This window comes from Bacillus cereus group sp. RP32, assembly GCF_040459735.1.
Classification (GTDB): Bacteria; Bacillota; Bacilli; order Bacillales; family Bacillaceae_G; genus Bacillus_A; species Bacillus_A wiedmannii.
Genome location: NZ_JARVHO010000001.1, coordinates 2900829 through 2913659 on the forward strand (window position 1 = coordinate 2900829; position 12831 = coordinate 2913659).

A 12831-nucleotide genomic window follows, 5' to 3' on the forward strand; every position below is an offset into this window, starting at 1 on the left:
TTACAAAACACTTATGAAATCCTTCTAATTACAGCTATACTTAAGATTTGGAGTATGCTTATAACTCCGCCACCTCTATTTGTTACGAATAATCATTGGTCAAAGATTATTCTTTTTCTGTGCATTATTTCAAGCGCTTTAGATCTTCTCTCTTTGTGAAATTTATCTCAAAACAAATTAACTAGATAATAAAACGTAAAATAATAATGCAGCTGCCTCTTGCCGTTTCATACTTTGTTTTGATAGATAGTCTGCTGATCCATCTTCATTATATATAACCTCAGGTCCTACTAAACGATGACCTACAATGTTTTTCACGGATTCTATTGCCCATTCATCAGTTTCTCCCTTTAATGTTGCATCTGCAGATGGCGCTCCTAACATTTTTAAATACTGCCAGGTAATCCATGCTGCTTCTTGTCTAGTAATTGCACGGTCTGGATGGAATTGTTCCCCTTCTTTTTCATATAAAATACCAATTTCATATAACTTTTGAATATGTGGTGCATATGGATGATTTTTCACATCAGAAAACACTGGTTCTTTTTTTGAAGGTGGCGTAAAGTAAGCAATTTGAGATAACCAATATGCAAATTCTGCTCGTGTAAGAGAAGATTCTGGAGTGAAATTCCCCTCCTTATTTGCTTGTAATACCTCGTATTGATGTAAAGGATTTATAAACTTAGCATATGGATGATTTTCATCTACGTCTTTAAATCTCTCAGGCTCACTTAGCTTCACTGCTGAACTACCAGAGTTCCAATGTATCATTTCTTTCACGGTACCATCTTTGTGAAGTTTAAACGCCATATAATTCCCTTTTTCATCCTCAAATAGTAAAGGGTCTATTTGTTTTAGCTCCTGTTTACCATATGCTTTATCACTTACATATAATTTTCCTTCACTTATGTTTACATGTGACATTAAGTTTTTTAATCTCAAATCACGGTAAACCCCTTCAAATTTCTTTAATTCTTCTTCATTAGGTTTCAAATATTCAGGCTTTGTCTTATCTGGGAAATATTCATTCATAAAATCATCAAATACTTCAACAGGTAGTGCTGAACTATCTTTATTTGTAACAACAAAAACTCCAATTTTATGCTCTGGAATTAACCACATTAAAGATGAAAAACCTGGTATATTTCCACCTTTGCCAAACACATATTGCCCATTATGACTTTGCGGTGAAAAGAACTCAAATCCGTATGTCATATTAGGGTATTTGGGATGTAAAGCAAATTTTGTTTTTTGCATATCTTCTACAGTTTCTTTTTGTAGTATTTGGTTATTTTTAAATTTACCATCATTCAATTGAGCAATCATGAAATTGGCTACATCACTCCCTGTAGAAAACATACTCCCTTGTGGCATATCTGTTGGTCTAGTTTGATAAAATGGGATAACATTACCTTTAGCATCATATCCTGTTGCTAACTTTTCTTTAATAAAATTTGTCATAACAAAACTACTATTATGCATTTCTAAAGGGTAAAAAACATTTTTGGCCATATATTTGTAAAAAGGTGTGTTTGTCAGATTTTGAACAATATACCCTTGAAGCATAGAAGCAAAATTATCATATGTATATGTATCTCCTGGCTTTCTCACTACTGTGGGCATATTATCTTCTACATAATCTTTAAGCATTGTATAATCATTATCTTGATAATGGATGTCCTCTGGTCTAGGATCTACGTAATCAAACCCTGTTGTATGGGTAAGTAAATGCTCCATTGTAACTGGTTCACCCATGTTATTTTGGTACTTTAATCCCCCCATATAATTTACTATATCTTTATTTAAATCAATTTTCCCTTGTTCAACTAACTGCATGACAGCACTAGCAGTAAAAACTTTTGATATTGACGCTAATCGAAAAACTGTTTTTTTAGGATCGATGGGGGTATTCTTTTCTTTATCGGAAAATCCGAATCCCTTTTGAAATAGAATTTGATTATCCTTTACCACGACAAGAGCTACACCAGCTGCGTTTTCTTTTTTCATTTTCTCTGGGATTACTTTATTGGTGAACGCTTCTACATCTTTAGGATTTAATGTTATTGGTGCAACAGTTTCGGCTTTTGAATAATTGCTCCCCAGAAAAACTAACAAAAAACAAACACTTACAGCTACTAACCTTTGAAAATAATTTTTCATTCTTTTGTTCCTATTCCCCAAATTAATTCCCCCTTAATAATAGATTTATTGATTCTTCATCTACAGGTTAACCAACCATATTCTACCATTATATATGTATTTTTTCTAATTTCGTTTTAATTCTGTCATTTATCAACTGTTCCCATATGGAATTAGTCTATATATCATTAGGTTTTAGGTATAGAAGATGATATAGCATACAAAAATGCGGGATAGTCTTTAATGTAGACTTTCATCGACAGTTTTTTCATAACATACTATATGAAAAAAACACCCATCCTTTATAATCAATAAATTTGGATGAGTGTTCTGTAACGCATTACTTATTCTATTCTTACTGAGTATTAAGATATCTAAAATGATATCTTATTATTTCAATTGTCATTTAAAGTCTATTAACTGTATATATCTTTTTCTATATTCTTTAACAACATTTCTAACCTGTCCCTTGTAACTTGATTAAAATGTGGATTTAATTCCTTTATTATGAATTCAAGTAACTCATAGCTTATGTATTCACCCAATTCCAGTGAATACTGTTCAGCTAAAAAAGACTTTAATTTTTTAGAGATATCAATCTTATCCTATTTACTAATCTTTATCTCCATTCGATAACAAACCCCTCTTAGATTAATCTGAAAAGCTAATTAAAATAACTTTTTATTACCTGAGAACTGGTCACTGTTGCATATCATTTTTATTTTTGAAGTATCTCTGTTTTATATATTACACAGCACAATATATAAAACAAAGCCCAAATACAGAATTTTTAACTTTATCAACTTTTTTAGGAATTCCCAATAAAATTAACTTTTTCATATTATAAAAATTTTTTCTATAAATTTTTCATACTTTCTACCTTTTTGGCACTTTCGTTACTGTAAGTTGCAATTTTCCTCATTTTTAAAATAATACAACCTAGACTCAATGCAAAAAGTGAAAATATCCCAAAAGTAACAGTTATAGTATTTAATGATAGACTCCAGCTAATTAAGAAAGATACTAGTGCCCCCCCTAAACTGGCCGATGCGATAAATAGACTAGTCACTTGATCAATATTATTTTCCATAATACGGGAAGCTAGTATTAATGTTATTGGAAAAACACCCGCTATGACTAAACCAATAATGAAGATGATAAACAAATACATACCTGTACCTTGAACAAAGGGGAATAGAAATAATAGAATCACTAATGTAAAGCAACTAGATGTAATGTATGTCCAATAATTAAATTTATGAGCAAACTTACCTACAAGTATTCTTCCTATAACTATGGCTAGCCAAAAACAAGATATACTTACTGAACTGATTAATTCATTATTGGTAAGAATCATTATTGTAGATAAAAAATTTGCAAGATTGGTTTCTATGCCTGCATATAAGAATGCAAAAAGTGAAATAAATACTATAACTTTAATCTTTTCACTTTTAAATTTAAGAGTGAATGAGGAAAGGGATGCTCCTCCCTTTTCATTTTTTTGAGGAGAAAAATTTAGAAATTTTGTACGTCCAAGCATGTACCAAACAAATAGTGTAAAAATAAAGAATAGTAATATCCCATAAAGAATAAAATACCATTCATAAAATTTTGTAATATAATTAACTAGTAACGGAAACCCTAGCGCCCCAACCCCAAACCATACTTCGAGAATACTAAATTTAGCAGCACTATTCCTTTCTGCTGAAATAATAAAGGAACCCACCGTAGTTTCTAACAAACCTGCTCCATAGCCTAATACAAAACAAATAACGGCTAAATATGCCCATTCTTTAATATATATAAAACCTCCTAGGACAATGGACATTACTAAAACACCGAATGTTATTGTTTTAAAATAATGATACTTTCTTACTAGTATGGGTGAACTTAGAACACCAAATAAAAAACCCGTAAATTGAAAAAATATTAAAACACCTAATTGATCAGGGGTTCTTCCATAATATTGTATTAATGAAGGAATTAAACTACCGATGCAAACATGTATTATTCCTACAATAAAATAAAACAAGCAACCATAATAAAACATTAACCGCATCTTTTCTCAACTCCAATCCAAAATAAAAACAGGGATTTAAGTAAAAGTTCTAAACCCCTGTTTTTACCATAAAACTAAATAGTTGCTACAGATCGTTCTTTATTACTACTGCTTTTATCAAAAAACATATCCAATATAACTTGTGAACGAAATCCATCTTCAAATGTTGCTACAGACTTATTAGGACCACCTTCCGCAGCCTTAGCCCATTCTATAATTTCACTCCTAAAAGAATCAGACCATTCAAAAATCTCATTTTCTGGATCGACTAGCAACGGTAAAGGTAACGAGATTTCATGTTTTTCCAATCCATCAAAGAGTATATATTTATTTGGCTCTTTAGAAGAATACTTATATTCTTTCTTCGTACCTATTACCTCTATACTAAAACCACAATCGTCAAGAAATGAGCTTTTAGATGTTGTAATATTAACAAAAACCTTATTATTCAATTGGCCATAAACCTCAGCATAGTCATCAACAAAAACTGGTTTGCTTTCTTTTTCCTTAACATTTGTTTTAATTTTAGTACGAACGGTATCCTCTCTAAAATCACTCTCAAATAAAAACCATAGTAAATCTATTAGATGAATTCCCAAATCTCCCAAGGCCCCACTAGTTCTATTACTTTGAAAATCATCTCGCCAAGTAAACGAAGTTCTCCTAAAAGCGCTATTCTTTTTAAAATGCAACCTTACCACTACTATTTCCCCTAATTCTTCATTTTGAATTAATTGTTTTAAAGCCTTAACATAAGATAGATAGCGATAGTTAAACCCCATTGAAGCTACTAAATTAGTATTTTTTGCTATTGCCATCATGTATTTTGCTTCTTCACAAGAAATAGCCATTGGCTTTTCACATAACACATGCTTATTTTTTAATAACGCTTGAACTGCTTGAGATTTATGACAAAAATTCGGGGAAGATATTATTACCCCATCAACTACTTCTAGTAACTCTTCATAGCTATTAAAAACCTTCCCACCAAAATCCCCTATCAATTTATCGGCATTCTCATAATTAACATCATACACTCCAACTAATTTACAATTATCAACAGTTGATAATGCTCTAGAATGAGCTCTTGCAATACTTCCTGCACCTATAATTCCAATATTCATTATATGAACATCCCCTTTTAATTAATAATGTGCTTTAGAGTATTTAAAATTCCAATCGAGTATTCACCTTGAGCTAACATTGAGTGTGTTTTTTTAGCCTCTTCAGTTGCATTTTCTACTAAATAACCATGTCTTACAGCTTGTAGCATCCTTAAATCATTCCCACTATCTCCAAAAGCAATTGCTTTTGTTTTATCTAGTTCGTACTTGTCTAAAATAAATTTCACTATCTCATCTTTACCTGTTCCAAGCGGAATAAAATCTACATCATAGCAATTTTCTGGATCACCAGCTAATGGATTACATTTGTTGATATTTACTCCAACTTGGAATATCTCTCCAATTTCTTCTATCTTTTCTAAATTCTTTGCATCAATAAATTCATTTTGCTCTTCATAATAAAAATTAAATTTGTACTTAGAACTTCCTAATTGTGTCTGAGGTCTTAAAAAAATTTCATATTTTGATTCTAGCAATTTAAGAATTCTTTCAATCTTTGAAGAATCAAAACCACCCCCTATAATTCTCTCCTCCCAAATTTGATCATCTATAGTAGTCCCATTACTATCAAAGTACGTTATTTCTGTACCTAATCCACTCGCCACAAAATGAGGGAAATACTGAATATCACCCTTTTTCATTTTTTCAACAATTGATTCTAAACTACTTCCCGTTACCCAACCAATTACTAAATCCCCTTTACTTCCTTGTTCATACAAATACTTTTCTAACAATTTCATATTGCTTCTTTTAGAATCATCCATGTTATGAGGATAATAAGTTTCATCAAAATCACAGAACACTACATATTTAGGCTTTTTAACCTGTGGTAGTCTTTCAAAATTTAAAGACTTTAAAACTTCATTACTTATTGACATTGAATAATCCCTCCAAAACGAAATTTTGCTCTTCTAACATCATATTTGGGTGTAAAGGTAAATGTAATATTCCTTTATGAACTTGCTCTGTATTTAATATATTGTTTTGCAAATCATTTTCCTTTATCCACTTAGTATTTTGTTTATGAGATAATACCGGATAATAAATATCTGTTTCAATGTTATACATTTGGTACAATTTATTTTTCAACTCGTCTCTTCTTCCATTTTCAACTCTAATCGGAAAAAGGTGCCAGACATTATCTTCTGTCATCATAGGTAGCTTAATTAATTCTCTATCCTCTAATTCCTTTAAATCACGTATATATCGTTGAGCTAAATACGCTCTTTTTAAATTGTTATATGATAAGTACTTAATTCTTTCCAAACCAATAGCTGCTTGCAAATTATCAATTTTAGAATTGAATCCAAAGTCTAATACCTTTTTATTTTTTTTATCAATCTCAAATCCATGATAACTATATTGATTGCAACGAATTGCAAGAGTTTCATTATTAGTAACTATTGCACCTGCCTTACCACATACACCAAAATTCTTATATGGATTAAAACTAAGGACAATTATATCTCCATATTCTCCAAGATTTGAAGAACCAATAGCTTGACATGCATCTTCAATAACTGTTAATTGATATAGATCCGCAATTTCACGAATCTTTTTCATTTCACATTGTTTACCATACAAATGTACAGGTAAAATGCATTTAGTTTTTTTAGTTATAGCTTCTTCTATTTTAGATGGATCAATACAATAACTCTGCTGATCTATATCTACAAATATAGGTTTTGCTCCGACTGCTAACACGGCATTTTCAGTAGCAGCAAAACTATTAGCTGGCATAATTACTTCATCTCCCGGCTGAATACCAATAGATAACAATGACAGCATAAGGGCATCCGTACCACTACTTGTTGCAATTACAAACTTTTTATTTAAATAATTTCCGATTACTTCTTCTAGCTTTTTTGAAAATGGTCCACTTGTAAATTGACCTGTCGGTAAAACATCTTTTAAAACTCCTATAATTTTCTCAACCTCATCTTGAGAAATCAACCGATTAACTGGCATAAATTCTATTTTCTGTATATTTTTTCTGCTATAATTGAAAATATCTTTTTCTATATCAATATCTATTTTCAATTTATTTTCCCTAAATAATTTCTCTTTCATCTTGTGATTCGGCAATATATTACTAATTTCAAATTCTTTTTCTTTTGTTTCCCCCTGTAGGCACTTTAATAAAGCTAAATTGTCTTTACTATGTCCAGAAATTGTAGTAAGAGTTTTCACGTTAAATCACCTCTAAGAAATTATTTTGAAAATCATGAGTAGACTATATTTTATGTTATCGATTACATGTCAACATTTTTTTTACGGAGGGTTTCTCTATGGTAACAATTAACGAAATAGCTAAATTATGTAATGTATCAAATGCTACGGTTTCAAGAGTTCTAAATAATCATCCATATGTAAATTCAGAAAAACGTGAGAAAATAATAAAAGTAATGCAAGAATTCAACTATACTCCTAGTTCTATTGCTAGGAATCTTAGGATAAATAAGACACAAACCATCGCTTTATCAATTCCAAATATAGATCATCCTTTTTTCGGAAAATTAGCTAGAGAAATTTCTAAAGAATTATTAAAACACAATTACAAATTGCTAATTTATCAGACTTTTTATGAGAAAAAAATAGAACTAGAATTACTTTCCTTACTAAAGAATAAAGCTGTAGATGGTGTAATTCTCGCATCCCTAGAAAATAGTTGGGAAAATATAGAGCATTATTTAGCATATGGGCCCATATTACTTTGTAATGAGTATGAGGAAAATGCACCTATTCCAATAATTTGTTACGATGAATTTGAAGCTGGATACAAAGCTGTTAAACATTTAATAAACAAAGATCATAAAAAAATTGGCTTTTGTTTTGATTCTCTTAATAGTCAAGCACAATTAAAACGCCAACAAGGATATTTGCATGCCTTAAAAGAAAAGCAATTACCATTCAATAAAAATTGGCTGTTTGGAGATGCAATTACTATTAAAGATGGATTTAGAATTTTTGAGAAATTAGATAAATTAAAAGATAGACCTACTGCATTATTTACTGGAAATGATCAAGTTGCTGCTGGAGTCATTAAAGGAGCTACTATAAAAGGATATTCTATTCCAACTGACTTAGCTGTTTGTGGTTATGATAATCAATTAATTTGTACAGTTACAACTCCAACAATTAGTACCATTGATATTCCAATTGTTGAACTGAGTAAACGTACCGTTAACGAGATTCTACTATATATAAATACAGATGAATCTATTAAACGTAAAATTATTGAATATCCTACAAACTTAATTATCCGTGAATCGACATAATTAAAACAAAAGTTTCGGCTTAAATTTATCTAATAAATAAAAATAAAAAGAGGACGTAAATAATTAATCTGTACCCTTTGTAAAGGACATTTTGAAAAAAGTTAGGCAACATCAAGAAGATGATTTCTGTATCCAACAGGAGTCATCTTTTTTAAATTCCATTGATATCTATAGTGATTATAGTACGTCATATATTTCTTAATCTCTTGTTTCAACTCAGTAAAAGACTCGCAAGGTTTTATATGTGCTTCATCTTTCAGATGACCAAAAAATGATTCTTGTGGAGCGTTATCCCAACAGTTCCCTCTTCTTGACATAGATTGTCCGAGCTTTAGCTTTTTGACTAATTTTTGGTAGGTAGGGCTTGTGTAGTGGGCTCCTTGATCTGAATGAATATATGCGCCTTCAGTCAATGGAATCCTCTTATTCCGTTTTAGTTTATGAAGAGTTGTTGTTACGAGGTCTAATGTCATCTGTTCTGAAACATGGTAAGCTAAAATTTCATTGGTTGAGCCATCTAAAATTGTAGATAAATAAGCTCTTTTATTCTTACCGTAAATTAAATAAGTGATATCTGTAAGAAGCGTTTTTCCTGGGATATTTTGTTTAAATTCTCGATTTAATTGATTCGGCACTACTCGATGTTCTTTTGAAGCTTTCAGCATTCTTTTATAAGGATTTGCTTTCCGAATCGGACAGACAATCTCATATTTTTTCATGATTCTACGGATACGCTTTAAATTGTAGACAACTTGAAAATGACCCACCAATGTCATTTTTATTTGACGAGCCCCTTTCTTTCGATTTCTAAATCGAAGTGCTTTTAATATGATTTCTTTCACGATTTCATCTTGATTGTTCTTTTGTTTCCGTTGTTCTTGAGATGAAATGGAAAAATAATTATAGTATCCCGAACGGGATACACCAGCTACTTTACACAAATAACTCACCATATTTCTTAAGTTATATTTTATGATAACAGAACGAATCAGGATATATTTCTGACTAGGTGATAACGTTATTTCCTTCTCATCCTCCCTTCCATAAGTTTGATCTTTTTTAACAATTCATTTTCTGCCTTTAGTAAGTTCCGTTCGGCTTCTAAACGAGCATACTTCTCTTCTAACGTAAGCTCTCTCTCAAGAGTTCTTCCCGCGTTTTCGGTGCGTGTATCTCGCAAACCAAATACACCATTTTTTCTGTAAGCAGCACGCCATCTACTTCCTGATGACATAATTCGTTTCATTCCAATTATATCTATATCAAAACCACATTCTTCAAAAATATTTCGAGGTAGTTTTCCTTTCTCATTTTCCTCAATAAAAATACGCTTAAATTCATCTGTATAAGTGATACCTTTCTGACTTACAGATTTTATGTAGGGGTTATTTGATAGAATTTGAATGTCTCTTTCCGTAAATAGCTTTTTTGTCATTTTGAACTTTCTCCGATCCCAATTTTCTCTCATTATACAAGAAATACCCTATAGAATAGACTTTTTTTCAGTGTCTATTCTATAGGGTACATTTTATAATAATGCGTCCTCTTTTTATATCAAATTAAAATAATCCATCAAAATGCTTTTCACGAAGCTAGATAGATAATGTTTTTAAGAAAGATAAGAACTTACATATTAGCTGTTACAATAGGTGGCATCACATAATTCACACCTATTACAAGCATTACATATCACTCATATTCCGATACCCTTTTTAGATATATAGCATGTAATTAAAAAATATATACAAAGAGTGTATTGCTATGGAGTGATAAAAATGGGCCATGACCTCCACCATACAATGCGTAATAGGAAAGATGAAAAATTCGAAATCACTAATTCCTTTCATTGTCCTTGCAAACTGGCTTCCTTCTAAAATATTATTTTCATTAGGCACATCTGGTTTAATTGGATTAAAATCCGTACCCTTCCAAATCTCTGCTGTTAAAATTTGAAATCCTAATGCAGCCACTTTTTGAATGGTATCTTTATTCGGACGTAATCCCCACTTCTCAAAGAAAGGAATCAAATTTTGTTTGGCCACTTTTGATGCTGAAATCATAAATAATTGTTTTTTATTTTCATCAGTTTGTGGAAGTTCACTTAAAGGCATGTCTCTATACAATTGATGCAATTTAGGATAGAAATCCTCTCCATATGCTAGCTGTAGTTGCCAAAGCATAACAAGTTTAACAAAAACATCACTAACTTCGTCATAATTTTTATTAGGTTGTTCTAAGTATTGAAATGCCTTAGTATAAGCGCCCTCTTGTTGCAATCTAAAAGGTTGATTAGATGTAAATGCTTTTTCTACAGAAAGGCTGTAAATATTATTTTGTACTTCTGTCATATTATAAAACTTCCAAGATGATTGCTGTCTCAAATGCCCTGCCTCATGCCATGGACCCCGACCATCTTTTATAAATTTATTAATACCTAATACATATTGAATTGCATCTCCTACATATGCAGTTTGATAAGAAGTCGCATACATATAATAATCTGGGGAATGATTTTCTTCTACGTAGTGGATATAATGCTTGTCTACTTGTTCTTTGGATAATCCAGCTATTTTGTCTTGAATTCGAGTAGCCTCATCCATCTTTTTTAAGAGTTGTACAACCTAACGTTAGGATTTCTTCACAAACACTTGAGGATAGCATTTTTTCAAAAGAGAAATTGCATTTCGTTTTTTATTTATTTTTGATAAAATATAAGGACCTTACTTCCCCCTCATTGTAAACACTATGTTTTTCATAAGTAAACCAGAAAATCACATTGGTTAAATTTGATTTTTCAGATATTCACCATTCGAATTTATAAATATTATATTTAAAAAAGTTCAATACAAATTTCATTTCATACAGTGAAATAATTATACTATGATAATTAAACATAAAAATCCTTTTATTCCAAAATCTATATGAATTCCTTACCTAAAAATAATTTCAATATAATTTAATAGTGATTGACACATATGTGTCTTTTATATGGATATGTAAAATTACATATCCATATAAAAATCTTTAGCTTAGATACTCCAAAATATAATTATCTTATATATAATAATTATATTAGTACGAACACCACAGGCGAAAACTCCCCTCATACACTTTAGGCGATAAATTTTCCATGACATAATAATTTTCACTTATATACTTACTATTCATTATAGGAATACAAAAAAAGCGATTCTTTTCACATTAAAAAGAATCACTTTCCAAGTTCATATTTTATTACATAATGAATTGAGAGATTATCACTTAAGAGCCTTAACTATAACTTCAGTTGCCTCTGCAATGAGTTGATTATCATAAGTAGCTTCTTTCTCATCTTTACTAGATAAAATTGCGATAATAATTGGTGCTCTATTTGGCGGGCAAACGATAGCAATATCATTTCGTGTCCCATAACTTCCAGCACCGGATTTATCTGCAACTATCCAGTCAGTTGGTACGCCTGCACGAATAAGTTTGTCTCCTGTAGCATTTCCTTTCATCCACCCTGTAAGAATGTTACGTTTTTGAACCGGAAGCACATTTCCGACCGTAAAGGCTTTCAGATTCGTAGCAATTGCTTTCGCTGTACTAGTATCACGAATGTCTCCTGGAATAGCCTCGTTTAATTCTGTTTCAAAGCGATCAGACATAGTAACCCGATCACCCATCTGTCTAAGCGCTTTTTCATATCCTTTTGGTCCGCCTATTTTGCTAAATAAAATGTTCCCTGCAGTATTATCACTGTTACGAACAGCAGCCTCAGCAATTTCTCCTAGTGTCATTCCAGTATCTACATGTTTCTCGGTAACAGGTGAATAATCCACTAAGTCTTCTTTCGTATAAGTAATAACTTCATTTAATTTCTCAGTAGAGTTTTGCTGTAGTAATACCCCTGCCGCTAACGCCTTGTATGTTGATGCAAAGGCAAACCTTTCGTTAGGTCGATAAGAGATTATTTGATTTGTACCAGTATCAATCGCATATACACCTAATCGTGCATCGAATTTTTTCTCAAGTTGAGAGAACTCTTTATACGTCGCCTGATGTTCATGCTTCACTTGTCCTGTCTTTTCTTTCGCCTCAACTTGCAATGGCCCTCCTTTAAAAGCTTCTAAGCTTGTAAGACTTAAACCTAATATACCAACGCATATACCTATTTTTAGCATCCTCTTATTTTTCAAAATCATCATTCCTTTCAAATTCTTAATACCTTTTTATACGTACACATAATAGA

Annotated in this window: 9 protein-coding genes and 1 pseudogene; 1 reads left to right on the plus strand and 9 read right to left on the minus strand. The window is 31.2% G+C overall.

What is annotated here, in order from left to right; genetic code table 11:
- Positions 1-177: 177 nt before the first annotated feature.
- The 6 genes from QCI46_RS15020 to QCI46_RS15045 form a co-directional block, all read right to left on the minus strand.
- A complete protein-coding gene (locus QCI46_RS15020) occupies positions 178-2160 on the minus strand; it encodes a serine hydrolase domain-containing protein (protein ID WP_353841877.1) in 1983 nt (660 codons plus the stop codon).
- A gap of 395 nt (positions 2161-2555) precedes the next feature.
- Positions 2556-2738 carry a hypothetical protein gene (locus QCI46_RS15025; RefSeq protein WP_353841878.1) on the minus strand — a complete coding sequence of 61 codons (183 nt, stop codon included), beginning with the start codon at positions 2736-2738 and terminating at the stop codon, positions 2556-2558.
- 257 nt (positions 2739-2995) lie between these two features.
- Entirely contained in the window at positions 2996-4198 is a 1203-nt protein-coding gene (locus tag QCI46_RS15030; protein ID WP_353840715.1) for an MFS transporter, read from the minus strand.
- Between the two features lie 74 nt (positions 4199-4272).
- Positions 4273-5322, minus strand: coding sequence for a Gfo/Idh/MocA family protein (locus QCI46_RS15035; protein ID WP_353840716.1), 1050 nt, complete (start codon positions 5320-5322; stop codon positions 4273-4275).
- Positions 5323-5339: 17 nt separating this feature from the next.
- Positions 5340-6200 carry an HAD-IIB family hydrolase gene (locus tag QCI46_RS15040; RefSeq protein WP_353840717.1) on the minus strand — a complete coding sequence of 287 codons (861 nt, stop codon included), beginning with the start codon at positions 6198-6200 and terminating at the stop codon, positions 5340-5342.
- On the minus strand, positions 6187-7512 hold the full coding sequence (locus QCI46_RS15045) for a DegT/DnrJ/EryC1/StrS aminotransferase family protein (protein WP_353840718.1): 1326 nt from the start codon (positions 7510-7512) through the stop codon (positions 6187-6189). Before QCI46_RS15045 ends, QCI46_RS15040 begins: the two co-directional genes overlap by 14 nt.
- Before the next feature lie 98 nt (positions 7513-7610).
- Here QCI46_RS15045 and QCI46_RS15050 point away from each other — a divergent pair, with 98 nt between their 5' ends.
- Positions 7611-8600: a LacI family DNA-binding transcriptional regulator gene (locus QCI46_RS15050; protein ID WP_060488887.1), complete on the plus strand. Its 990-nt coding sequence runs from the start codon at positions 7611-7613 to the stop codon at positions 8598-8600.
- A 101-nt stretch (positions 8601-8701) separates the two neighbouring features.
- Here QCI46_RS15050 and QCI46_RS15055 read toward each other — a convergent pair.
- The 3 genes and pseudogenes from QCI46_RS15055 to bla form a co-directional block, all read right to left on the minus strand.
- Positions 8702-10035, minus strand: a protein-coding gene (locus tag QCI46_RS15055; protein ID WP_353839582.1) for an IS3 family transposase whose coding sequence is annotated in 2 segments (ribosomal slippage) — positions 8702-9648 and positions 9648-10035 — 1335 coding nt in all. Because the reading frame shifts where the segments join, the coding sequence is not laid out codon by codon here.
- A 385-nt stretch (positions 10036-10420) separates the two neighbouring features.
- Positions 10421-11218, minus strand: a pseudogene (locus QCI46_RS15060) (M60 family metallopeptidase); the annotation flags it as partial.
- Positions 11219-11857: 639 nt separating this feature from the next.
- Complete coding sequence (gene bla, locus QCI46_RS15065; RefSeq protein WP_483299029.1) at positions 11858-12805, minus strand: class A beta-lactamase Bla1; 948 nt, start codon at positions 12803-12805, stop codon at positions 11858-11860.
- Positions 12806-12831: the final 26 nt, after the last annotated feature.